Below are 23,129 nucleotides of genomic sequence, written 5' to 3' on the forward strand. Positions count from 1 at the left end.
CCGTTCGACAAGCATTGCGCGACACGGAGGTTCGCCGGTCGGGTGCCGAGGAGGGGTTACGACACCCGACCGAACGAACCACCTCACCACTCGGGCAGCCGCCTCCGGCCCGCGAGCACGTCGCGGACCAGGTCGTCGTAGGCGTCCGCCAATTCGGCGAGGTGGTGCCAGGCGCAGTGCAGGAACTCGTCGTGCGCGTCGAGCGTCATCAGTGCGTGGTGCGCACGCACCGAGGACTCCGCGAGCCGATCGATCACCGCGCCTACGGTCTCGGTGTGCAAGGTCGCGCCGAGCCGATGCTGGGGCACGCTGCGCGTCACCCAGTCATCGATGGCCATGACCAATTCGCTTCGGCGCCGTTCGTTTTCGAGAATATGAGTCGGGTCGGTGTCCACCGAGCCGCCGCGGCCGATCAGCCGCCGCTCGTGTAGCACCGCCAGATCACGGGCGAACCAGAGCAGCGGGCCGCCAACGACCCGATGCCCGCGACACGCCCGAACAAGTAGATCTGAAGTCGGCAGTAGCCCGGTAGTTACGGACTGCACTGCCGTATCGACACACCGGGATGTGTCGCGGACCGCCATTACTGCCGTGGATGAATCCGAACCTGCCACGTTGCCTCGCCGTTCATCGCCGCACAACACCGGATCAGGACGTTCATTACAATAAACCTCTGAAGGCACCTGTCAAGCGTTACCGGGCCGTAGGGAGTCACGAAGAGTACACTTCGTTACCTGCACGACCAACCGAGGAGCAAGATGGCGGACGGTCCGACGTATCACCGGATCGCAGACCTCCTCCGCGAGGAGATCCGCGCAGGCAAATGGAATCCGGGCGATCGACTTCCGAGTCACACCGAGCTGGCCGAGCAGATGCAGGTTTCGATCACCACGGCCCGCAATGCCATTCAGGTACTCGTCGCCGAAAATCTCGTCTATACAGCAACTTCCCGGGGAACGATCGTTCGGAACCAGGAAGTGCTCGAGTCGGTGATGACCGATCACGTTCGTCCCGACCGGCCCAAGTCGCCGCACGACATCTTCGTGGAGATCGCCCGCGCCGCGGATCGGGAGCCCACCAAGGAGTTCAGCGCGCGGATGGAGCCCGCGACGGCGCAAGTGGCGCAGTGGCTCGGCGTGCCGGAGAACTCCTGGGTGCTCGCCCGCACCGTCGTGCAGTACCTGGACAACGAACCGTGGTCGTGGGAGGTCAGCTTCTATCCGCGAGATCTGGCCGAGGCCACCGGGATCGATTCGCCGCACGACATCCCCGAGGGCACCACGCGCCGGATGGCCGACCGCGGCCACCCCGAAACCGCCCATCGCGACACGCTTGTCGCGCGCCCCGCCAGTGCGGAGGAGGCGATCGTGCTCGGCGTATCGACCGGCACGATCCTGCTCGACCATCTGCGCATCGGCGCGGACCACAGCCGGATAACCCGAGCGACGCGGCAGCGCTCCATCGCCACGCGTAATCGCCTGGCCTACGAGCTCGGCGACACCGAGGGCACCGCGGTGATCCGGCAAATATTGGGCGAGTCGTATGGACCAGGTATTTCGGTGCTATGACCACCGTTTTCCGCGAGGCCACCCTCGGCGATCTCGGCATGATCTGCCGCCTGCGCGTCCAGCGCACCGCCTGGCTCACCGCCCGCGGCTCCGACCAGTGGACGGTCGCGGGCCGCGGCCTGCCCATCGAGATCTTCGCCCGCGCGGTCGGCCGCTCGCTCGACGCGGGCGAGACCTGGATCGCCGAGGTGGACGGCGAACCGGCGGGCACCATCACCGTCAACGACCGCGCTGACCCGGGACTGTGGTCGCAGTGGGAGCTCGCCGACGCGGTGGTCGTGCACTTCATGATCGTCGACCTGCGTTTCGCCGGACAGCGCGTCGGTCATCGCCTGCTCGCGCAGGCCGGGCGGCTGGCCAGGGAACGCGACCGCGACTGGGTCCGCCTCGACGCCTGGACCACCAACGCCGACCTGCACGACTACTACCGCAGGGCAGGCTTCCGCATGACGCGTATCGCGGGGCCGGTCGCACGCGGACCCTCCCGCGCGCTGTTCGAACGACCTACCGACAGCTGGGATTTCGAGCAGACGCTCGCCATCCCCGCCGCGGGTCTGCCGTCGGCGTCGCCCAGGCTGGACCCTCCGGCGGACACCATCCTCGCTCCCCCGGCGCTGCCGAACTGAGCAGGCAGCGCCGGACGTACTCCGCCCTCAGCCCGCGCATGGCCGGAGCGAAGGCGGAGGTACGCCTACAGCGGCGGCAGGTACGCCACCTGGATCATCTCGTTGCCGCCGCGAGTAACCAGCGTGCCACGACCGGGCGGCAGCTTGGCGGCGCGGATGTCGCCGATGATCTTGCCCTCATCCTTGGGCGCGCTCATCAGTAGCGCGTCCACACCCATTTCCTTGAGCCCTCCGAGCACCTTGTCGTACATGGCCCGGCCTGCGCCGCCGGCGCGGCGGCTGATCACCACGTGCAGACCGAGGTCGCGTGCCTGCGGCAGGAACTCGATCAGCGGCTCCAGCGGGTTGCGCCCACCGGAGACCACCATCTCGTAATCGTCGACGACGACATAGATCTCGGGCCCGGTCCACCAGCTGCGTTCGCGCAACTGCTGTGGCGTGATGTCGTTGCCCGGGACCCGCTTCTGGAGGTAGTTCGCGACTTCCTTGATCATCCCGAAGGACGTCTGCGAGGAGGTCGAATATCCGGCCAGCTGCGCACCTTCCAGCACTCCGAGCATGGTGCGCCGGTAGTCGATCAGGATGACGCGGGCTTCCTCGGAGGTGGAGTTCTCGGTGATGCCTGCGACGATATTGCGCAGCAGCGTGGTCTTACCGCACTCCACATCGCAGAAGCTGTAGAAGTGCGGCTGCACCGCGAAATCCATGGCGATCGGTTGCAGGTCGGTCTCGCCGATGCCGATGACGGCCAGCGTCTTGCTCTGCTGGATGCCCCGCCGCGCCGCCTCCGCGAGCACGGCCTCGCGCGAGAGCTCCATCGGCAGCATCCGGACCTCGGGCGCGCTCCGGCCGGTGTAGAGCTCGTTGAGCTGCTGCTTGGCGATGCCGATTCCCTCGGACAGGGTGCGCGGATCGGAGTCGGAGTCCAAACGCGGCAACGCGACAAGCAGATGCAGCTTCTGTGCGGTGAGACCACGGCCCGGACGCCCGGTGGGCACGAGCACCGCGGTACGCCGGTCCATCTCGGAGTCGGACGGGTCACCGAGGCGGAGCTCGATGCGGGTACCGATGAGGTCCTTGATCTGCGAGCGGATCTCCGGCCACCGGGTGGTGGAGACGATCAGGTGGACACCGTAGGAAAGACCCTGTGCGGCGATGGCATTGAGCTGCGGTTCCAGCGTGTCGTAATCGGCGCGGATGGTGGGCCAGCCGTCGATGACGAGAAAGACGTCACCGTGCGGATCCTGAGCAAGCGGGTCGGCTTGCCGCTCGGCGGGCGACTTCTCCGCCAGCAGCGCTTTCCGCCTGCGGAATTCGACGATGGAGTCGATACCCAGCTCGCGGAACAGCTCCTCACGGTGGCGCAGGATGCCGGTCACCTCCGCGATGGTGCGGCGGATCCGATCGACTTCCATGCGACCCGCGACGGAACCGACATGCGGTATCCCCACCAAACCGGCGAGTGTGCCGCCACCGAAGTCGAGACAGTAGAACTGCACCTGCTCGGGTGTGTGGGTGGCGGCCGCGGCCATGACGATGGTGCGCAGGGTGGTCGACTTGCCCGACTGCGGACCACCGACGACCGCGACATTGCCTTGCGCTGCGGACAGATCCACGACCAGCACGTCGCGGCGCTGCTCGTAGGGCTTGTCGATGACACCCAGCGGCAACCACAGCTGACCGTGCCGGTTGACCGGCGAGCGCCAGTCCGGGTCGGGCAGCAGCATGTCGACCGACGGCGACTCGTCCAGTGGCGGCAGCCATACCTCGTGCGCCGGGCGCCCGTGGCCGCGCAGGCGATCGACGACGGTGGTCAGCAGCGTCGCGGGAACGGCCTCGGTGACCGGCACCGAGGTCTGCTCCTCGTCCTCTTCCACGAGTTGCCCTGGCGGCGGCGGTAATTCGGGCAGACCCATCCGTCCGGGCGGCGGCGGCAGCTCGGGCCGGCCACTCGGCGCGGCCTGCCGCTCGGGCTCGACGATCTCCGGCAGCGCCACCGGCGCCGCGGTGAACACCGCCGGCGACTGCCCGCCGAACGTCTTGCCGTCCAGCTTCCGGGTACCGCGCGGCGAAACATACGGCCCGGACACGTAACTGGCGTTGAAGCGCAGCGGATCGTCGGCGTCGCTCTTCAGGTAGCCGGAGCCCGGCACGCTGGGCAGGTGGTAGGCGTCGGTGATGCCGAGCACCGCCCGGGACTCGTTGGCGGAGAAAGTACGCAGGCCGATCCGGTAGGACAGATGCGAGTCCAGACCGCGCAGCTTGTTCTCCTCCAGGCGCTGCGAAGCCAGCAGCAGATGCACGCGCAGCGAGCGGCCCAGGCGGCCGATCATCACGAACAGGTCCGCGAAATCCGGTTTCTGCGAGAGCAGTTCGGAGAACTCGTCGACCACCACGAACAGCGCGGGCAGCGGATCCAGGTTGGCGCCTGCGGCGCGAGCCTTCTCGTATTCGGTGACATTGGCGAAGTTGCCTGCCGCGCGCAGCAGCTCCTGGCGCCGGGTCATCTCACCGGAGAGGGCGTCCTTCATGCGGTCGACGAGGGCGAGTTCCTCCTCGAGGTTGGTGATGACCGCGGAGACGTGCGGCAGCGAGTCCAGGCCGAGGAAGGTCGCGCCACCCTTGAAGTCGACCAGGACCAGGTTCAGCAGATCGGGCGAGTGCGTGGTCACCATGGACAGCACCAGCGTGCGCAGGAACTCCGACTTACCCGAACCCGTTGCGCCGATACACAATCCGTGCGGGCCCATGCCGTTCTCGGCGGACTCCTTGATGTCGATCTCGACCGGCGTACCGTCGGGGGTGACGCCGATCGGCACCCGCAGCCGTTCCCGGTCGCTGCGCGGGCGCCACACCACCGCGGGATCGATCTGGGCGGCGTCGGGAACCTTCAGCAGCGCCATCAGGCCGGGATCGGCCCGGGTCTCGTCACCCAGGCTCACCATCTGGGCGGCGGTCGCGATGCGGAAGCGCGCCAGATCCCGGGCCAGCGCGGTCGCCTCGGCGCGGGTCACCTGATCGGCGGTGGCGAATTTCTCCACGCCCGCGGCGGATTTCGCGGCCACCATGCCGTCGTCGGTGACGACCAGTTGCAGGCCGCGGCGCACCGCCAGACCGCTCTGCGGTGCGGTCAGGTCGAGCACGGTCACCGAGTCCAGGCCCGCGTCGCTGACGACGCGTTCGGAACCGCTGACGTAGCCGTCGTCGATGATCACCAGCAGATGGATCCGGCCCGCTGTCGGCTGCCCGTTACGCATGAAGCGACCGCGCTCGACCAGCTCGGCGGACATGGAGGTCTCCAGTTCGGCCAGCGAGCTGTACATCATCCGGGCCGAGCCCATGCCGTCGCGGTCCACCGGATGTTGCAGGTGCGGTAGCCATTTCGCCCAGGACCAAGCCGGGCCGTCGGGGTCGGCACAGATGATGGCGACCGCGGTGTGGTCGGGGCCGTGGAAGGTGGTGAACTCCATCAGCATCGAGCGCATCAGCGTGAGCACGGCCTCACGGTCGCCTTCGACATTGATGGCGGGGAACGCGCGCAGCGAGATGGCGGTGGGCAGGCCGTGCACCACCGAGTGGGTGCGCACGAACCGGCGCAAGGCGACGGTGGACACTGGTTCCAGGTCTTCCAGCGGACCGGTCTCGGGCCGGGCCAGCTTGGTGGCCAAACGGTGGCTGCCCACGCCGACACGCACGTGCCCGAAATCCGGGTCGTTGGGCCGGCGTTCCCACATCCGGCGGCTGCCGATCACCGATTGCAGGTCGTTGGGTTCGGGATGACTCCACCGCAGCGCCGTCAGCTGCTGGTTGCCTGTCTTACGCACATCCTTGCGGACCTGATCGAGGTAGCGGAAGTAGTCCTTGCGTTCCTCGTTGAGCTCGGCGGCCTTCTTCGGCCCGCCGCCGCCGCGCATGCCCGCCATCATGCCGAACATCGACATCAGCATCATCATCGGGAACATCATCATGAACGGGTTGGCCAGCAGGTTGCGGCCCATCATGATCATCATCGCGATCATGCCGACCACGGCGACCACCATCACCACCGGCATCAGCTTCATCAGCAGATTGCCGACGACGGGACGATCGAGTTCCGGCGGCGCGGACAACGCGACCTCACCGCCCGGCGGACGCGGCGGCGCGATCCGCGGGCGGCGCACGAAACCTTCGGTTGCCATGTCCTACAACCCCTCTCGGGTTTGGTGCTCCGCACCCGGATCCACACTCACCTGCTTACCCCGCCGGAACGGGATCGAGGCGGCGTAGCCGAGTCCGAGCAGGGCGAGCAGCGTGATCGAGCCGATCGTGGCGACCAGGCGCGGGGCCGGGTCGACGTACGGCGCCGGGGACGGCCCGGCGATCTTGCGCGGAATATCGGAGCCGACGGTGACCGGCTTCTGCGGCAGTTGCGCGGTGAGCGCGGCCAGTGGATCGATCAGGCCGTGCCCGACCTTGTCGTTGCGTCCGTTGTCCGGTGCCTGCGCGGTCAGCTTGATCCGATCGATCACCTCGGCGGCGGTCAGTTCCGGGAAGCGCGACCGGACCAGCGCGGCCAGTCCGGAGACGTAGGCGCTGGAGAAGCTGGTGCCGTCGATGGTGGAGTAGCCCTCGTTGGTCTGGGTGGCGTTGACCAGGCCCGCACCACCCGGCTTGCTGTCGAGGGAGACGATGTCGCGCCCCGGCGCGGCGACGCCGACCCACGGGCCGTGCAGCGAGAACGGTGAGACCGCGCCCTCGGGATCCACCGAGGCGACCGACAGCACATAGGGCGTGAACCAGGCCGGAGTGACCACGGTGCCCACCGCCGACCAGCCCGAGCGGTCGTTCTGCTTCTCACAGGCAGTGCCCTGCATGGTGTTTCCGGCCGCGGCGACTACGACCACATTGCGGTCGTAGGCGTATTTCACGGCGGCGCCCAAGGCGCCGTCGGCAGCGCCGGCGCCCGCGACCGTGCACGCCACCTCGGAGATGTTGATCACCGTGGCGCCCATGTCGACCGCGCGGACGACACCGGCGGCCAGGGTGTTGACCGTGCCGTAGCCTTCGCGCGTGATAACGCCCGGCTCCTCCCGGCGATTGCGGTCCTTGGCCTCGTAGGCCGAGCTGAGCTGGCGGATGGCCAGGATCTCGGCTTCCGGTGCGACACCGGAGAATCCGTCCTCCAGGCTGGGCTGAGCGGCGATGATCCCGGCCACGAAGGTGCCATGGCCGTCGCAGTCGACGGTGCCGTCGGTGGTGGAGACGAAGTCGCCGCCGGCCTGGAGCGCGGGCAGGCGCCAGTGCCGGTTCACGCCGGTATCGACGACGGCGACCTTCTGACCCGCGCCGCGACTGAACTGCCATGCCTCGGCCAAACCGAGGATCCGCTGCGCCAGTGGCGGATCGCGGGGCACCCCGCCCTGGAGGGTGGGTTCGGCGCAGACCTTGGCCTGTTCGGTCTCGTCCGGCGGTCTAGCGCTGGCGGCCAGGCCGAGCACGGCGCCGAGTGCGCCGTCGTCGATCTGCGGCGGCGCGATCGCCAGTGCGGGCGTGGGTGTTCCGGTGGCGAGCGCGAGCACCGCCGCCACCGTCACCGCCTGCAGCAGCCGCCGTAGGAGCGGTGCCATGTCAGATGTTCCGGGCGGCCGAGTAGATGTCCATGATCCACAGCACCAGCGGAATGATGGTGCAGATCAAGAGGTATTCGAAGATCTCACCGGTGCGGCGCATGGGTGGCGACATCTCGGTGTGCGGCCCGATCACACCGAAGACCACCGCGGCCGTGGCCACGACGAGCAGCATGCCTGCGATCGGCAGCAGCCAGTTCTCTTCGCCGAGCCCGGCACCGATGCCCAGCGCGATCAACGCGATCGCGCCACCGGCGATCAGCGTGCACGCCTGCACCAGGTCGGCGAAGGCGCGCCCGCGCAGGCACAGGATGATCGAGACCACCACGCCCAGGGTGATGCCCTGCCAGCGGGCCGCGCCGAGCGGATCCGCGGCCAGCACCACGCCGATCGCGGCGGCGACGGTGCAGCCGATGACCATGCCGGACTGGTATTCGTTGGCCGCGCGGGCTCGATGCTCGAGACCGGCGGCCGAAGGTAGCGCGGTGGCGCCGATGGCGCCGATGTCCTTGACGGTGGGACGGGGTTCGTGGTCGGCGGGGTCGATGGCGGCGCCTGCGGTCGGCACCGGCGGCACCGGCAGCCGTGCGGCCGCCACGGCCAGGCGCGGCACCAGGGTGATCACGATGAGCGCACCGATCAGCACGCCGGCGGCGATCTTGGACAGCGCGGGATCCCAGATCATCCGAACCATCGCGGCCACGCCGCCGAACAGCGCGAGGGTGATGACCGTGGTGAACATGGTCGCCCCGACCCGGGTCAAGCTGTAGAGGACCGCGGCGGCGGTCAGCGTTGCGACACAGGCGAACATCGCGTGCGGACTGCCGAAGGCGTTGGGCACGAACAGCGCGGTGCCCGCGAAGATCAGCAGCAACGCGTACAGCGACAGCATGATCACCGGCAAGGATGCTTCGGCCTGATACCGGCGGGCGACGAGCACGGCCGCGCCACCGGCGATCAGTCCGGTGCCGAGGCCGATGAAACCCACTGCGGCACCGGCACCGTCGAGCTTGGCCACCGCAAGCAGGTAGATCCCGGCCAGCACCGCGAGTAGGCCCATGGACAGACCGAGCCAGCGCGCCGACAGCGGCGACCAGTGCCGGAACGAGGTCGCGGTCAGCTTGGAGACGGCGTCGATCACGTCGTCGAACAGCGCCGGTGGCTCCTTGGCGGTCACCGAGCGCAATACCAGCAACTCACCATCGAAAACCTCGGCCTCGGTGAGCGATTGGTTTGCCGGGATGGCGTCGCGGCCGATCCGGGCCAGCGTCCAATGCCGCGTTTGCAGCGGTGCCCCGTCCTCGTGCTCGGTGAGATCGGGATTGCGCGATTCGATCAGCTCCACCACATCGGTGATAAACGCCGCGATCGGAACTGTGGCAGGCAAACCCAGGTCCAGCTGGGTATTGCCGCCGATCACCGAGACTCGGCACAACTCCGGATCAACGGCAGCCACGGCGCTGCTAGACGGATCGGTCACAGCTCGGATGACTCCCTACCTAGAACCCACTTCAACGCTATGCAACGTACTCAACTTAACGGAGAAGTCCCCACCTCGCAGCGGCTATGCTTGGCGAGGAACAGCACATCCGTTCGCTTTTAGGGGCAAACCCATATGACCGGCAACCGCCAGGCACAACGCGCATTCGACGCTGGTGTCTTGTCCTTGGGCATTGTGATCGACGGACAGGAATCTGCCCGCGATCTGGAATACGCTCAGCTAGCCTTCCAGCGCGCCACCGAATGGGATCCCGGTATGTGCGACGCTTGGCTCGGGCGCGCGGCCGCAGGCGAGCACACCCGTGAGGTGATCTTCAACCTCTTCAAGACCAGCACCTCGACGCTCTTCAGGGAGCAACGCCGGCTCGGTCTGCAACCGCGGGTGCTGGCGGGCCGCTTCACCATCGGGCAGTACATCGACTACCCGCTGGCCAGCTATGCCGAGATCTGGCTCGCGCAGGCCGCGCAGCTGATCACCGAGGGCGACTACGACGAAGCCGAGAAGGTCCTCGACGAACTGGCCAAACACCGGTCCGCACAGGTCTCCTCGTCGGATCGCGAGATCGACGACCGGATCTGCGCCTACGTCCGTGGCGTGCTGCACTTCACCACGCAGCGCTGGCCCGATGTGATGACCGTGCTGGCCGGTTCGGCGGACTGGGAGGATGCCTACCTGGCCGCGGGCGCCCACGTCATGGTCGGCACCGCCTGTGCCCAGCTGGGTTTGTTCGGCGAGGCCATCCGCCGCATGGAAGCCGCGGAGAGGGGCCCGATTCCGGCCGCGGCGACCACTGCCCGCTTCTGCCGCGGACTCGCCCTGCGCGAGACCGGCGAGGAGGAGCAGGCGCAGGCGCTGTTCGAGAAGGTGTTCTCCGAGGCACCGGGTTTCGACGCCAACACCATGGCCATGCGCGACCGCAAGTACCGGATCACGGTGACCACCAAGGAGGTCATCGACGCGCGCACGAACAAGTGGGATCCGGCCTCGGCGCCGACGCTGGAACAGATGGGCCAGGAGGAGCGCGACGACAAGGCCAAGCTGATCCTCGAGAAGGCGCGCGCCGAACTCGACGAGCAGATCGGTCTCGCCGGCGTGAAAATGCAGGTTGCGAAGTTGCAGGCAACCGCTCAGCTAGCGCGGATCCGTGCCGAAAAAGGAATGGCGAGCGGATCCCGTGGCCAACATCTGGCATTCACCGGACCGCCGGGTACCGGTAAGACCACCGTTGCCCGCGTGGTGGCAAAAATTTACTGTGGCTTAGGAATTCTCAAGACCGACAAGTTGATCGAAGCCAAGCGTTCCGATTTCGTCGGCCAGCATTTGGGCAGCACCGCGATCAAGACGAACAAGCTGATCGATAGCGCGATGGACGGTGTGCTGTTCATCGACGAGGCCTACACACTGATTCAAACCGGCCTGTCCGGCGGTGACGCGTTCGGTCGCGAAGCCGTCGATACGCTGCTCGCGCGAATGGAGAACGACCGCGATCGCCTGGTGGTGATCATCGCCGGATACGACGGCGAGATCGACCGATTCCTGGCCTCCAACGACGGTCTGGCGTCCCGCTTCGCCAAGCGAGTGAAGTTCGATTCCTACTCGCCGGAGGAGCTCGGCGATATCGGCCGTTTCATTTCGCGGAAACGGGATTCGGAGCTGGCCGACGACGCACAGGCGCTGCTGGTCGCCGCCTGCGGTGAGCTCTACCGCAAGGAGGCCATTGATCAGAGCGGTGAGATCCGGCGCGGTATCGACATGGCCGGTAACGGCCGGTTCATCCGCAATGTGATCGAGGCGGCCGAGGAGGAGCGCGAGTTCCGGCTGGCCAATGACATCGACCTGGATCTGAGCGCCGTGGACGCATCGGTGCTGATGCGGATCGAGGCGGACGACATGCAGAACGCGCTGGACAACGTGCTGGCCACGCTGCGCTGATATCCGGACACAGCAGTGCGGCCGCGAGTTCTCGTGGCCGTACTGCTGTGCGGGGCAGGTCAGTTGGTGGTCGGCAGGATGTCGTAGCTGACGAGCGCTTCCTCGCGCGAGAGCGTCGGCCCAGGCACCAGCTGGCCGATGATCGCCCACGGTGCGGGCCGCGGCTTGTCGGCCAGGCCGAGCAGGGTGGCCGTCTCCTGATCCGGGATGCCGTAGCGAATCCCGTTGTCGGAGATGTAGAACAGGCTGCCCATGCGAACGCTGTCCGGCGACATACCGGTCATCTGGAGGTACTCCCCCGAGTTCGGCGGGATGTAGGCATGGTCGATGCGGTCGCCGGTGCCGTCGCCGGTGGCCAGATCCACCACCTTGGCCGACTTCGGCAGCGGCAGTTCACGTCCGGCGAACAGCGTGATCGTGGCGGCCGGATCGGAGGCCTTCTTGGCCCAGTGCATGCAGCTGACCTTGTTCTCCTCGGGAGTAAGGATGGTCGGGACCGGCCCGGGGAACTTGTCCACCGGCAGCGGGCTCACCACGGGCACGCCCACCACCCGGTCCGGCGGCACCGAGATGATCTCGTTCATCTCCTGGGAGTTCGCGTTGCGGATCACCTCGGCGGAGAACGGCGTCAGCCGCTGCACGCCGTCGGCGAGCACCACGTACAGCTCTTCGGAGTCGACCCGCTGCACTCGGATCACGCCGCCGATCGGCACGCCCTGCAAGCGACCGGGGCCGGGTTCGCCGAGCCGATCGATCTTCGGCGGGACGATCGCGGGGACCTGGGTGGCGGAATTGAGCATGCCCGCGCTGACCGGACGCGGGTTGTACGCCTCCATGCCCAGTGAGCGCGAGATCACCGAATCGTTGGGATCCACTTCGGCGCGTTTGCCGTCGAACATCAGGAAGGTCTTACCGCCGCGGGTCACCAGCAGCGCCTCGTTGTCGCGCAGCGGGCGGGCGGTGTTCGGCTCGCTCGAGTCGAGCGCGCCGGCGATGACCGTGGACTTGGCGCCGGCGGAGCGGGCGGCGCTGCCTGCCGCGGACAGTTCCACCGCATCGCACAGGCTCCAGACGGAGTCCGGCGAGGCCGCGCCGGGCAGGGTGGCCGGAACGCCGGGAATGCCCACCATCGGGCCGCGCGGCAGCGTCAGCTTGGATTCCTTGACGGAGGTGGGTTTTTCGTTGCTGGCGACGATCAGGCGGGCGGAAGCCAGGTTCAGCGCCGGATGCAGCGTGCCGTCGACGATCACGTAGAGCGCGCCGGTCTCCTTGCCCATCACGATGGTCGCGTCGCCGATCGAGCCCACCGGGCGCAGGAACGCCAGGATCGCCGCACCGGCGACCACCAGGATGCCGAGCACCGCGCCGACCACCAGCGAGCGGAACTGCGAGCGCATCGGATCGTGCAGCATCCGGATATCGCGCCGAATCAGCGCGTGCTCGTACCTTTTCAGCAGAAACCGGTAACCGTTGACTTGCGCCTTGGTAGTCAACTGTGCGGGCACGAAACGCCTCCGAACTGACGCGGGTACAACGGGCCGAGCATTCACCCGGCACGGCTAACAGTAGCGAAGCCGACAGAGTTCGGTCCATTATGTCCGCATGGGTTCCACCACAGCCGACGGCGAAAATCGCGACACCGCGCCGCAGAGTTCACCTGCCCCGTCGGCTGAACCTGCCCCAACTCCCCTGCACTCCCCGTACTTCTGGCTGTTCCGAATTCTGCCGCTACGCTGGGTGATTCCGGTGGCGCTCTTCGCGGTCGCGGCCTCGCTGGTCGCGGTGATATTCGATGCCTCGGTGTGGATCGCGGCCGGAGTATGTGCCGTGGTGCTCGTGCTCGGGCTGACACCACTGCCGCGCCGCAAGTCGCTGGCAGGCTGGCTGGACGAGGAAGTCACCTTCCGTTGGCGCGCGTTCCGCAATCGTTCGGCAACTGTTGATCAGGCACCGTTCGACGTACCGCTACCCGAGGGCGGCGCCTATGGAATGCGCTGGGACGGCGCGCGATTGCTCATCATGCTGCGCGTGGAGGCGCATCCGCGCACGGTAACGCTGCTGAGCCCGCAGTCGCTGATCTCCGACGACATGATGCCGCTGCCCGAGATCGCGCACTGCCTCAACCAGTTCGACATCGAGCTGGCCTCCATCGACGTGATCAGCACCGGCGCCCGCACCGCCGGACCCGGCCGGGTCTCGCACCTCTACGAGCAGATCCTGGGCCCGCTGCCCGCGGTGGCGCACCGCACGGTGTGGGTGGTGCTGCGGCTGGACCCGCTGGGCAATGCCCCCGCGGTGGCGCGGCGCGGCGGCGGCGCCACCGGCACGCTGCGCACGGCCATCGTGGCGACCCAGCGGGTGGCGAATCGGCTGGCCGCCAACGGCATCTCCACGGTAGTGCTGTCGGCCGCCGAGATCACCGCGGCGGTCAACCAGCTCACCCGGCACACGCCGCTGGAGGAGTTCACCGAGACCGCGAACAGCGTGGAACGCGATGGCATCCACTACACCACCTACCGGATGGCGCCGGAGGCGCTGGGGCCGCGCGGATTCGCGGCGGTGTGGTCCACGCCGACGCTGGCGACCACGGTCACCATGCGCCTTCAGCGCGCCGCGGCACAGTCACCGCGCGACCAGGCCGCCGCACCCGGTGCCGCGGGGATAGAAGTGACCGCGGTGGTGCGCTTCGATACCCCGGACAAGCCCGCCGTGGTCAAGGCCGATGGCCTGGTTCCTTTGCCGGGCAAGCAGTTCCGCGCCCTGCTGTACACGCTGCCGATCGCCCAGCGTGGCCGTCAGTTCACCCCGGAAACCTATCTGGGCAAGCCGGATTCGCTGCTCACACTGCCGATGCCGATCGCAGGCTGCGGGCAGCTGATCGGCGCCGACACCTCCGGACAGGCCGTGGCCCTGCCCTTGGTCGGGCACCAGGTGCGGCGCGTGGAGGTGATCGGATCGCTGCTGGTCGCCCAGCAGATGATCCTGCGCGCCATCGCGCTCGGCGCCAGGGTCGTGGTGCACACCAACCGTCACGACGCGTGGCGGCAGATGGCCGCCGACGTGGGTGTGCCCCAGTCCCTGACCATCGCGGCCTGGTCCGCGGCCGGGCAGCAGGCCAGCGCGCACCGCTCCGCCACTGTGATCGTCTACGACGGCATTCAGCTGGCGGGGCACCACTCCGACGCCACCACCGTGCTGCTCCGCAATGCCCCGGCGATCATGGAGGACCACTTCGACCCCGACGTCACCCTCGCCGAGGACCCGGAGACCTCCAACCTCGTCACCGTGCGCACGGCAGGTGTGACCACCCGCGTGCACATGGTGGCGACCCCGGACGAAATGCAGTACCTGCACACGGCTTTGGCCGCCGCCCGATAGCCGAGCACCGGAAAGCCCCGGCCACCCGCGAGGGTGACCGGGGCTTTCTCGTTGCGAACCCGGATCAGAAGGAGTTGTAGACCTTCTTGTCAGCGGCGAACGCGTTGTTGAACGCGCCGTCGATGGCGTTGCGCAGGGCCTGCATCTTGGTGTGGGTGTCGTTGAGCTCCTCGAGCAGGGAGTTGGCCTGCACTGTGAAGGACTCCAGCGCCTCGCTCTCTTCCCAACCCTTGGCGACCAGCTTGTCCTTGGCGGCGACGAAGGCGTCCTTGTAGCCGTCGAGATCCTTGTAGTACTGATCCATTTCGGTGATCAGCTGGTCGTGGACCTGTTTGGTGTACTTCATGGCGGTCTCCTTTCGAGTGGTGGTGTCAGATCAGGTTGGTCAGGGCGTCCACGTTTTCCGGATCGACATTCCCGAGGGTCGTGTTGCCCTCGGAGATGGTCTGGTTCATCGTGTCGATCTTGGTGTTGATAGCGGTGGTTTCTTCCTGCCAAGCCGTGGAAGCCTTCTGGCCCGCGATCGCGGCGTCACCTTCCCAGCCCGAGCGGGCCGCGTCGAAGGTTTCCTGCACGGCCGAGATGGTCTTCTTGATGCCATCGACGGCCTGCATGTACTCATCGACGACCGCAGCAGCTTCGGCCTCTGTAAAACTTGTCTGTCCGGACATTGTTCACCTCATCATGTCGGTGTGGATTTCGTGTTCCGCTGCGCAGGGGCCGCGGTGGTTCGGTCGGTTCGTGAGTTCCGATGCGTTAACTAGGGCATCCACCTTCCTCCGGGCAAGGTTTCGATCAGCGCCGAGATCGCCTGGGCGATCCGGTGATCGGTTCCCGGGGTGAAGGTCGACCAGACCCGCAGGTCCGGCGCAGCTCCGGGGCTGGTGGCGATCCGACCACGCGAGGTGTCGTAAACCGCTACCGCTCCGGACGTTCTGGTTGTGACGCCGTCGTCGTAGGCGTAGGCGACGATCTCGGCGTGCGCGTGGCAGCTGGACATGGCCAGCCCGAACTCGATGGCATCGCGTTCGGCCACGCCGTAGGCGTAGAAGATATCGGAGTAGTCGCTGGATCGCGATGCCTCGTCCAGTCTTTCGCGCAGTTCGTCGACCGGGGCGCTGATGCTCGGGATATCGGCGGCCGGGGCGCGGCCCAGCGCTTCGAGCACCGGCCGGGCCAGCGCTTGACCGCCGCCGTCGCACCAGATGGTGCCCACGTCGAAGGTGTCGCCGGTGCGGGTGGCCAGCGCGTGCTGAGCTCCCTTGCGCGCCACGCAGACCTGTCGGATCCCCGACTCCGTGTAGATCCGGGCCGCGAGTTCACGCTCCGGGTTGGCCAGGATGAACAGCGCGTCGGTCAGGTCGGCGGCGACATCGTCGTAGGTGTTGACCAACCCGTCCGCGCGCAGGTCGGCGATCGCCTGGTCGCGCGCGGCCTGCCAGGCATCGACCGAATCCTGCTGCGGTCCGACCCCCAGCACCAGCGGCAGGGTCTGCACGCCGAGCAGGTCGGACACCGCCAGGAGCCCATCGTTGGTCATCGTCGTCATGCCGCCCCCGGTGCCGTGGCCTTCGGTGCGGGTTCGGCGGCGCCGCCGATTACCGCTGGGGCAGCGGCGAATCCGGCTTCGACCTCGAACGGCTTGTCCGGCTGCGCGGAGGCGGCGCCGGCCCGCAGGGTGCGGTCGTCGTCCTGCATGGCCGCGGCGGGTGCCATCGCCGCCGGGGCGCCCATACGGCTCGCCGACGACGAATCTCCGGCCACCGGAGCCGTTTCCACGGGTAGCGGGGTCGGCTCGGCGGTCGCGGTGGCGACCACGGCTTGCGTGGTGAACGCCGTCTTCACCCGCGGCGGCGGCGTAGCCCGGGCGAACGCCGCGGCGAACGAAGCCGGCAAGGCGGTCGCGGGCATGGCCGTGGGACGCACCTCGGACGCGGCCCGCTCGGCTTCCAGCGCAGCACTATTGGCAATGACCGGTGGCGCGGTCTGCGTCCACGGCGTCTCCAGCGGCTTGGTCGCCTCTTCGTAGACGCGCATGACGCGGGCCGCGTTGACCTTGGCCAGATCCTGTTCGGCGTCGATATCGGCGGCCGCGCCCACCAAGGGCGCACCCATCCCGGCGCCGATCGCCTCCACCGACTTCTTCGCCGCTTCCAGGGCGGCGATCTCGGCGACGTGCGGCATGGCCAGCCGAGCCACCTCGTAGGCGAGCACTTGCGAGCCGGTCTTGGTGGCGTTCTGGGCCGCGGAACCGGCTGCCTCCAGCAGCCACTCCCGCAGTTTGGTGATCCGGTCCAGAATCTCCGGGCTCGTCTCCGAACGCCACGATTCGCCGATGGCCTTGACGATCTGGTCGTATTCGGGCACGGCGGCACCGAAACTCACGCCAAGGCGAGTCCATGCCTGGGCCGCTTCGGCCATCGGCACCGCGCCGCGACCGGTGGTCAGATCCTGGGCGAGTTTCTCCGTGGGCCTGGCTTCCCAGACCACGCCGGTGAAACCAGGGATCGGCGGTTCGACCATATGTCCCCCGCCTCGCGCTAGGCCGACGCCCCGAGACCAGCGGCGTTCTCGGAATCCATCACCACTAGCGACTGCGACTGCGAGCGCAGCGCGGCGGCCAGTTTGCGTAGTTCGAGAACGCCAGCGGTCGCGGCTTCGTCGTAGGAGGCGGCCACACCGCGCAGGGTCTGCGCGGCACGCTGGGAAACCTCGTCCAGCCCAGCGGCTTCCACGGCCAAGGCGGGCGTGTTGGCCTTCAGATCGGCTTCCAGCCGGTCCGCGAGGGCGTCGAGTGCGGTGGCAGACTTGACTGCCCCGGCGCGATCGAATTCCATGACGTCCTCCTATCAGAGGGTGAGTGCCTGGTCCGGCGGTTCGTTGAGCCCATCGGCGTTGGCCGCGCCGACCACCGGCAGCGAGGCGCCTTCGAGATCGCCCACCACCTCGTTGCCGTGCGAGGCGGACACCAGGTCGTTGCGCAAGCCGTTCGCGGCGTCCTCCGCGCCGCGGCCCATGCCCGCGGCCGCCATCGGCGACATCGGCATCATGCCGCCCGGCGAGCTGGCCGCCGTGGTGCTGCTGCGGGCCGCCGAACTGGCGCCTGCCTGCATCGCCGAGGCCGGGTTGCCGACGCCATTCGCGCCGGCCGCGCCCAGATTGCCGACCGTGCGGCCGTCGACCCAGGGGCTGAGCTGGCGCGCCGCGGCGGCCACGGCACCGCCGCCACCACCGAAACCGCCGAGACCGCCGCCCGCACCGGACTTGGCGCTCTTGTCCAGCTCCGCCTGCTCGGCCTTGTCCTTTTCCAGCGCCGGGTTGGTGGAGGCCACCGGGTTCAATGTCTTGTGCAGCGAGACAGCCGAATCCATGCCGGACTTCGCCGCGTTGGTCAGCGTGGGGATCATCTGCATCAGCATGCTCAGCATCTGCATCTGGTCCATGCCCTTGGGGGCATCGGTGACCGGCACCTTCTGGCCAGTGGCCGTCATCTCCGCGCTGTGCACGGTCATTTCGCCGCGCGTCTTCGCTACCGTCGCCGTGGCCTCGGCCATCGTCTCGACGGTGGAGGCGACCAGGAAGGCCTGGCCACCCGGGGTCGAGAGGAACGGCGCGGAGGCCGCGACCTGTGCCATGTACTTGGCGATGATGGCCGCCATCGTCGCGCCGCCGATGGCGACCGAGGTCGCGGCGGAGGCGACGCCTGCCGACTCCTGCGCGGCCTGGGTGGCGATCTTGCCGCCATCCTTCTGCGCCTCTTTGCCTTTTTCCTCGGCAGCGGCCGCGGCCTGACTCTGCCACAGCTGCATCGCCATCGTGAGCGCCGTACTGCCCAGCTGCACCACCGTCGAGACGACGCTGGAGACCTGGCTCAGTACCTCGGTCGGGTCGATGACAGGAGCGGCGGCCGGATCGGCGCCGACTGGTTGCGCAGCCGGATCACCGGTGGCCGCGGGCGCGGCGGCCGGTGTGGGCGCGGGGAATTGGCCGGTGCCGAAGGTGGCGGCCAGATCGGTGAGTGGCTTGGCCAGCAGCGACAGGTCGATCACCGGCAGCGGCGGCAGGCCCGGAATCGGTGGCAGCAGCGGGATTTCGGGCAGCTGCGGCAGGCCCATGTCCGCGAGGACATTGTTCACCGGCCGGTCCAACATCGGACCCACCGCGCTTTGGCGCAGCATGTCCAATACCGACTGATCGACCAGCTCCGACATCAGGCTTTACCGACCGCGTCGATGTCGGAGCCCGAGAGCCCGTCTGTCACTTGGTATTCGGTGGCCGCCTGCTGGCAGGTCAGCGCCGTCATGCCGTGCACGTAGGCCAGCTCGGCGACCGAGGTGAGGTGATTGGCCTGCGCCACCGCGAAGGAGGCGAGGAAATCCTGGCCGATCAAACCGAACACCGGGATGGCCGCAGCCATGGTGGCCGCCTGGTTCACCGAACCGGCGGTCGCCACACTGGCGGCACACGCCGCAGCCGTGTCCGCGTAAGCCCGAATCGCGTCAGGTTCGGCGGCCACATGGGGCCAGGGACTGATGTCAAAACCGTTAGGCATCGGAAACACCCTCTGCGCGAAAATGATTGGAACGTCCAGTCCGAATATACCGGATCACAGGATGAGTCGCGCAGTAAATATTAGGGTGGAAAACCTTAAGGGAGAGTAAATATTTGGTGCAGCCACTAGGTCTGAGCTGCGGATTCTTCATTGAACTCGGTGATGAGCTCACCCACCCGCGCCATGGCTTTGGCCGCCGCGCGATGAGCCGTGGAAACCACCGCCTGCTCGAATTCACCGGGTGACATTCGCGACACCGCACTGGTGAATCGCAAGTCCCGCAAGGCTCCGCTGCCGTCGACCTCGACGGTGACCGCACCATCCTCCGACGACTCCTGCTCGCGCACCTTCGCCATCTCGTCGCCGAGATCGCGCAACCGGTTCAGCGCCCGCTGCGCCCGCGCCTCGATCTCGTCCATCACCGGATTGGTACTCATGCCTCCGCCTCGCTGACGCTCGGCTTCGGCATGCGTACCGCACACTGGCACATGATTCGCTCTCTGCGTTCGCTCATGTCAGACTTCCCTCAACCAGCTCTGCGGCTCTTCGTCGTACTCTTCTTCCTCGACCCACTCCTGCGCCGCGACATCCTCCGGCTTCGGCAGCCCGGTCAGCGCGAGCTGTTGACTGGTCAACCCCGCCGCCTGCAACTCCTCCCGCCGCGCCAGCCCGGCCCGGTTCGCCGCCTGCCTGCACAACCGCATGATCTGATTCGCCAGCTCGGCCGGATTCCGCCGCAGCTCATCCGCTTCCACCGAAACAGCCAGCGGCAAGCCCTGTTCGGTGGTCCGCACCGAAATCGTGCCACTGATGTTCGCCGCCGTGGACATCGCATCAACCCCTCATCGCTTGTTGCTCAGTGTATGTCCCCGCCCTCCGGGTTCATCAGGCTGAATCAGGCACGGTGCGAAAGCCTCTCGTCCTTGATGGTCTGGACGACCTTCGCGATCTCCTTGTTGATCATGACCACGAACTTCTTTTCGTCGACGGGGTGCGCGACCGGCGGCAGGTCCGGAGCGATCAGATATCTGCCGTCATCGGGCAGATCCCGCCATTTGAGCTCGAGGGTGAGCCGTCCGCGCGGACCGTACACCGAATAACCCTGGCTCACGCGCACCATCCCGCGCGACGCCGCGACCGTCTTTTCGAACCGTTCCCCGGACACCGGGGTGGAGCCACCGCCGTAGGAGTCGTCCCACAGGCCGGAACTACTCGTGTCGACCATTTCTTCGCTCTTGGGCACCGGCAACTTGATACTGCCCTGTTTTCCCGGTTCGACTTTCGGCAGTTCAGCCACCACCGCATCGGCCAGCGCCAGTGGCTCGCATTCGGTGACGGTGAAACCGGCGGCGTGCTCGAAGGTCTTGCCGGTCACCTGCTTCAGGACGTACCCGCGGTCGCCACGCCGGACCGCGAGCACCCGGACCCAGCCTTCCGCGCGCTCGTACTCCCGCTCGTCGAATCCGCGCACTTCGAGAGCGATGTCCGGCTGCAACACGGCCTCGGAAATCTCATCGAGCACCCGATCGTCCTTGCCCCGCCACCGTTCCCGAACAAGGTGCAACGCACGTTCGTATTCATCGGTGGTCCGCATTTCACAGATGTAGGTGAACGGACGCGGGAGAATCGTGCCCTCGGACCGTGACCACAGGGCCATGAACTCGGTGTCGGTGAATTTCCAAGTGCGACTCACTGTTCGACCACCGGCCTGACCACCTTCGGCGCCTCACCGAGCAGTTCGTCCAGGTGCTGGTCGGATTCGAGGTAGGAAGGACGCTTGTAGTTCTGCTGGCCCTGGCCCGCGCCTTGGCCCGCCGCACCGGCGGGGCCGGGGGAACCTGGCATCGCCTGTGCGGCTGCTCCAGCACGGCTGCCGAGCGCACCGAGTCCCGTGCCGGTGGTCATGGCCGTGGCGGCGCCCGCGCGGGGGAACAGCTTCGCGGCTTCGGTCAGACCCAATCCCTTTGCCAGGGAGCCGGGACCCGGACCGGGGCCGCCGAGTTTCGACGCCAAGTCGCCCACCTTCGGCATGCCGTTTGTCAACGCGTTCTGCGCGGCTTGCTGCGCGGCCGCCAGCGCCTCGCTCGCACCCTTCTGGCCACCCTGGAGGGCTTCCTGCACAGCCTGCTGCGCGGCCTGCAAACCTTGTTGGGCGGCCTGCTGTGCCGCCGACGTGGCTTCCCTCGCAGCGGCTTGCGTCCGCTGCTGCTGCTGCTGAGCCTCTTGCCGCGCGGCCGCGTCCTTGGCGCGCTGCTCGGCCTCGGCCTGCCGACGCTCGTTGGCGGCCCGCTGCGTCTTCTCGTAGGCCTCTTGTTCATTCGCGCGCCGGGCCGCGTTTCTGCGCTGTTGCTCGGCGAACTCCGCGGCCCTCTTCTGCTCCTGCTCGGAGCGCTCCGTCGCTTTCGCCTGTGCCTTCTTCTGCTCCGCGGTCAAACCGGGACCGGGGCCGGGGCCCATCTTGGCTCTGGCAGGACCGGGACCACCAGGACCGGGGCCACCAGGACCGGGGCCAGGACCGTTGGCCAGGCTTTTCGCCAGCGCCTGCCTTTCTTCCTCGGAGAGCTTGCCGTCGTTGTTCGTGTCCCCCTTGACCTTCTCGTCATCATCGATCTTGCCGTTTTGGTTTTTGTCTCGGGAATCGTAGATCGGCGGGACGTCCTTGAACGCATCCGTCGGGGAGACGAGTTTCGGAATATGCTTGGACGTGAAATTGACACCACGCACATAGGTTTCGCCGAACAGCTGCTGCCGGTCGATCAGACGGTAAGTGTCGTCTTCCTCTTCCGTCTTGTAGGGCGGGGCCCAATAATGGGTATCCGCCAGGAACTCCGAAACGTATTTGAGCAGGGAATGGTGCTGCGCGGCACTTGTCGCGAGTGGTTCGAGGGAGAGGCGATAGTTGTTCAGGGCAGCTTTGATCGCCTGTGCACCTTCGCCCTCCCAGACCTTGCCATCCCCGGCAGCCGGGTTCAGGTGGTTGACAACCTTGTTACCGAACTCCACACCCCACTCTTCGATTTTTTTTCCGATATGTTTCCAATTTGCGGCGTCGTCGGCAACCATATCCGCGACGACGCCGCCCTCCAGGTACTGCCGGTTCGCATGAAGGGTGCCCCATCCATAACCTTGGACTTCCCCGACGCCCGCGTCCTGAGTGTTCTTGATATCCGGCTGCTTCCGGTTGTCCTCTATGTGGAAATCACTCTTATCAGGGTCATCATCTCCGCGAGCGCCATATATTTTATGGCCATCTTGCCTACCCTGATATTGCTTGACGGGTCCGTCCCAAAAGCCGGAATGATCACCCTCGCGCTGCGTGAGAGCCTCCGGGGCCTTTCCATCGGCGTAGTGCGTGTCTTGGAGTGGGGTCGAAATCCCGTCCAGCTGACGGAGGAGATCCTCGACGTTTCCTTCCTCGGCTTTGGCCATGTTCTTACCCGCCGCAACGACAGAGTCGAGCATGTCATCGAGGATCTTGTGGTGCGCGCCGAGGATGCGATACATCTCCTGACCCTGCTTACCGAACGCCTTGGCGAGCTCCGGACCCGAGGATATGGCGGGCGTGGACAGGTCGATCATGGAGGAGAGGGATGTGGCATTGCTCCACAGGGAGAACAACTTCCATTGGAGATCCGAGATCGCCTGCCCCACAGCGATCGCCGCCTGCGGATCGAACTTGATCCAACCCGCGTCGCCCGCCCGTTTTTTGATGTCCGGCCAGGGATTGCCGGGCAGCGGCAGCTCCGGGATCGAAGGTCCCGAGCCCCCGCCGTCATCTACCTGAGGTGGCATGCTTCGTACTCCTTGACTATCTCCGAAACTCCGGGACTGTCACGTCCGCCCGTGTGCCGTCTTGCGTCCATCTTGTCACGAATCGGTGGTCGGAACATCTCCCCACGATCCGTAAGCCCCAGTAACGCAAAGGGTCCGAACGTTCGGTCATTATCGCTTGTCTGCTGCTATCCG

The 23,129-nt window shown here is 67.1% G+C and carries 20 protein-coding genes; 4 read left to right on the top strand and 16 right to left on the bottom strand.

Annotated elements, in window-relative coordinates; genetic code table 11:
- Window positions 1-83 precede the first annotated feature (83 nt).
- Window positions 84-584 (bottom strand): DUF4254 domain-containing protein, encoded by a 501-nt coding sequence (locus NL1_RS39855; protein ID WP_067833172.1) that lies wholly within the window; start codon window positions 582-584, stop codon window positions 84-86.
- A 174-nt stretch (window positions 585-758) separates the two neighbouring features.
- On the opposite strand from NL1_RS39855, the gene NL1_RS01370 reads away from it, so the two are divergent.
- On the top strand, window positions 759-1,568 hold the full coding sequence (locus tag NL1_RS01370) for a GntR family transcriptional regulator (protein WP_067833175.1): 810 nt from the start codon (window positions 759-761) through the stop codon (window positions 1,566-1,568).
- The gene (locus tag NL1_RS01375; RefSeq protein WP_084510206.1) at window positions 1,565-2,194 is read left to right on the top strand and encodes a GNAT family N-acetyltransferase; all 630 of its coding nucleotides are present in this window, start codon (window positions 1,565-1,567) and stop codon (window positions 2,192-2,194) included. The genes NL1_RS01370 and NL1_RS01375 overlap by 4 nt, the downstream gene beginning before the upstream one ends.
- Window positions 2,195-2,259: 65 nt before the next feature.
- Here the strand turns inward: NL1_RS01375 and eccCa are convergent, their stop codons facing one another.
- Genes eccCa through eccD form a run of 3 tightly spaced genes read right to left on the bottom strand, consistent with a single transcriptional unit; the run spans window position 2,260 to window position 9,280 of the window.
- A complete protein-coding gene (gene eccCa / locus NL1_RS01380) occupies window positions 2,260-6,372 on the bottom strand; it encodes a type VII secretion protein EccCa (protein ID WP_067833178.1) in 4,113 nt (1,370 codons plus the stop codon).
- Between the two features lie 3 nt (window positions 6,373-6,375).
- On the bottom strand, window positions 6,376-7,800 hold the full coding sequence (gene mycP, locus NL1_RS01385) for a type VII secretion-associated serine protease mycosin (RefSeq protein WP_067833181.1): 1,425 nt from the start codon (window positions 7,798-7,800) through the stop codon (window positions 6,376-6,378).
- Window position 7,801: 1 nt separating this feature from the next.
- Window positions 7,802-9,280, bottom strand: a complete 1,479-nt coding sequence (eccD, locus tag NL1_RS01390; protein ID WP_067833184.1) for a type VII secretion integral membrane protein EccD — start codon at window positions 9,278-9,280, stop codon at window positions 7,802-7,804.
- 135 nt (window positions 9,281-9,415) lie between these two features.
- Here eccD and eccA point away from each other — a divergent pair, with 135 nt between their 5' ends.
- Window positions 9,416-11,233: a type VII secretion AAA-ATPase EccA gene (eccA, locus tag NL1_RS01395; RefSeq protein WP_067833187.1), complete on the top strand. Its 1,818-nt coding sequence runs from the start codon at window positions 9,416-9,418 to the stop codon at window positions 11,231-11,233.
- Between the two features lie 59 nt (window positions 11,234-11,292).
- Here the strand turns inward: eccA and eccB are convergent, their stop codons facing one another.
- The gene (gene eccB / locus NL1_RS01400) at window positions 11,293-12,738 is read right to left on the bottom strand and encodes a type VII secretion protein EccB (protein ID WP_067833190.1); all 1,446 of its coding nucleotides are present in this window, start codon (window positions 12,736-12,738) and stop codon (window positions 11,293-11,295) included.
- Window positions 12,739-12,835: 97 nt separating this feature from the next.
- Between eccB and eccE the strand changes: the two genes are divergently transcribed.
- Window positions 12,836-14,611: a type VII secretion protein EccE gene (gene eccE, locus NL1_RS01405; RefSeq protein WP_084510207.1), complete on the top strand. Its 1,776-nt coding sequence runs from the start codon at window positions 12,836-12,838 to the stop codon at window positions 14,609-14,611.
- A gap of 64 nt (window positions 14,612-14,675) precedes the next feature.
- Here eccE and NL1_RS01410 read toward each other — a convergent pair whose 3' ends face one another.
- The 11 genes from NL1_RS01410 to NL1_RS01460 all read right to left on the bottom strand — a co-directional run bounded on the left by NL1_RS01410 (window position 14,676) and on the right by NL1_RS01460 (window position 22,955).
- Window positions 14,676-14,957: a hypothetical protein gene (locus tag NL1_RS01410; protein ID WP_067833193.1), complete on the bottom strand. Its 282-nt coding sequence runs from the start codon at window positions 14,955-14,957 to the stop codon at window positions 14,676-14,678.
- A 25-nt stretch (window positions 14,958-14,982) separates the two neighbouring features.
- Window positions 14,983-15,282, bottom strand: coding sequence for a WXG100 family type VII secretion target (locus tag NL1_RS01415; protein WP_156094591.1), 300 nt, complete (start codon window positions 15,280-15,282; stop codon window positions 14,983-14,985).
- Between the two features lie 89 nt (window positions 15,283-15,371).
- The gene (locus NL1_RS01420; protein ID WP_307621593.1) at window positions 15,372-16,151 is read right to left on the bottom strand and encodes an ESX secretion-associated protein EspG; all 780 of its coding nucleotides are present in this window, start codon (window positions 16,149-16,151) and stop codon (window positions 15,372-15,374) included.
- A gap of 5 nt (window positions 16,152-16,156) precedes the next feature.
- Window positions 16,157-17,134 carry a PPE domain-containing protein gene (locus NL1_RS01425; RefSeq protein WP_067833201.1) on the bottom strand — a complete coding sequence of 326 codons (978 nt, stop codon included), beginning with the start codon at window positions 17,132-17,134 and terminating at the stop codon, window positions 16,157-16,159.
- A 17-nt stretch (window positions 17,135-17,151) separates the two neighbouring features.
- A complete protein-coding gene (locus tag NL1_RS01430) occupies window positions 17,152-17,448 on the bottom strand; it encodes a PE domain-containing protein (RefSeq protein WP_067833204.1) in 297 nt (98 codons plus the stop codon).
- 12 nt (window positions 17,449-17,460) lie between these two features.
- Window positions 17,461-18,822 carry a hypothetical protein gene (locus NL1_RS01435; RefSeq protein WP_067833207.1) on the bottom strand — a complete coding sequence of 454 codons (1,362 nt, stop codon included), beginning with the start codon at window positions 18,820-18,822 and terminating at the stop codon, window positions 17,461-17,463.
- Window positions 18,822-19,163 (bottom strand): type VII secretion target, encoded by a 342-nt coding sequence (locus NL1_RS01440; protein WP_067833263.1) that lies wholly within the window; start codon window positions 19,161-19,163, stop codon window positions 18,822-18,824. The genes NL1_RS01435 and NL1_RS01440 overlap by 1 nt, the downstream gene beginning before the upstream one ends.
- Before the next feature lie 125 nt (window positions 19,164-19,288).
- Window positions 19,289-19,600 (bottom strand): YbaB/EbfC family nucleoid-associated protein, encoded by a 312-nt coding sequence (locus NL1_RS01445; protein ID WP_245673036.1) that lies wholly within the window; start codon window positions 19,598-19,600, stop codon window positions 19,289-19,291.
- A 78-nt stretch (window positions 19,601-19,678) separates the two neighbouring features.
- Entirely contained in the window at window positions 19,679-19,993 is a 315-nt protein-coding gene (locus NL1_RS01450) for a hypothetical protein (RefSeq protein WP_067833210.1), read from the bottom strand.
- A gap of 65 nt (window positions 19,994-20,058) precedes the next feature.
- Entirely contained in the window at window positions 20,059-20,856 is a 798-nt protein-coding gene (locus NL1_RS01455) for an ESX secretion-associated protein EspG (protein ID WP_067833212.1), read from the bottom strand.
- Entirely contained in the window at window positions 20,853-22,955 is a 2,103-nt protein-coding gene (locus NL1_RS01460; protein ID WP_067833215.1) for a hypothetical protein, read from the bottom strand. Before NL1_RS01460 ends, NL1_RS01455 begins: the two co-directional genes overlap by 4 nt.
- Window positions 22,956-23,129: the final 174 nt, after the last annotated feature.

Source organism: Nocardia lijiangensis NBRC 108240 (assembly GCF_001613045.1).
Classification (GTDB): domain Bacteria; phylum Actinomycetota; class Actinomycetes; order Mycobacteriales; family Mycobacteriaceae; genus Nocardia; species Nocardia lijiangensis.

Bases quoted from the DNA above. Each gene is read 5' to 3' on its own strand.
- NL1_RS39855 (WP_067833172.1), bottom strand. From the start codon at position 584: ATGGCGGTCCGCGACACATCCCGGTGTGTCGATACGGCAGTGCAGTCC.
- NL1_RS01370 (WP_067833175.1), top strand. From the start codon at position 759: ATGGCGGACGGTCCGACGTATCACCGGATCGCAGACCTCCTCCGCGAG.
- NL1_RS01375 (WP_084510206.1), top strand. From the start codon at position 1,565: ATGACCACCGTTTTCCGCGAGGCCACCCTCGGCGATCTCGGCATGATC.
- eccCa (WP_067833178.1), bottom strand. From the start codon at position 6,372: ATGGCAACCGAAGGTTTCGTGCGCCGCCCGCGGATCGCGCCGCCGCGT.
- mycP (WP_067833181.1), bottom strand. From the start codon at position 7,800: ATGGCACCGCTCCTACGGCGGCTGCTGCAGGCGGTGACGGTGGCGGCG.
- eccA (WP_067833187.1), top strand. From the start codon at position 9,416: ATGACCGGCAACCGCCAGGCACAACGCGCATTCGACGCTGGTGTCTTG.
- eccE (WP_084510207.1), top strand. From the start codon at position 12,836: ATGGGTTCCACCACAGCCGACGGCGAAAATCGCGACACCGCGCCGCAG.
- NL1_RS01410 (WP_067833193.1), bottom strand. From the start codon at position 14,957: ATGAAGTACACCAAACAGGTCCACGACCAGCTGATCACCGAAATGGAT.
- NL1_RS01415 (WP_156094591.1), bottom strand. From the start codon at position 15,282: ATGTCCGGACAGACAAGTTTTACAGAGGCCGAAGCTGCTGCGGTCGTC.
- NL1_RS01420 (WP_307621593.1), bottom strand. From the start codon at position 16,151: ATGACCAACGATGGGCTCCTGGCGGTGTCCGACCTGCTCGGCGTGCAG.
- NL1_RS01425 (WP_067833201.1), bottom strand. From the start codon at position 17,134: ATGGTCGAACCGCCGATCCCTGGTTTCACCGGCGTGGTCTGGGAAGCC.
- NL1_RS01430 (WP_067833204.1), bottom strand. From the start codon at position 17,448: ATGGAATTCGATCGCGCCGGGGCAGTCAAGTCTGCCACCGCACTCGAC.
- NL1_RS01435 (WP_067833207.1), bottom strand. From the start codon at position 18,822: ATGTCGGAGCTGGTCGATCAGTCGGTATTGGACATGCTGCGCCAAAGC.
- NL1_RS01440 (WP_067833263.1), bottom strand. From the start codon at position 19,163: ATGCCTAACGGTTTTGACATCAGTCCCTGGCCCCATGTGGCCGCCGAA.
- NL1_RS01445 (WP_245673036.1), bottom strand. From the start codon at position 19,600: ATGAGTACCAATCCGGTGATGGACGAGATCGAGGCGCGGGCGCAGCGG.
- NL1_RS01450 (WP_067833210.1), bottom strand. From the start codon at position 19,993: ATGTCCACGGCGGCGAACATCAGTGGCACGATTTCGGTGCGGACCACC.
- NL1_RS01460 (WP_067833215.1), bottom strand. From the start codon at position 22,955: ATGCCACCTCAGGTAGATGACGGCGGGGGCTCGGGACCTTCGATCCCG.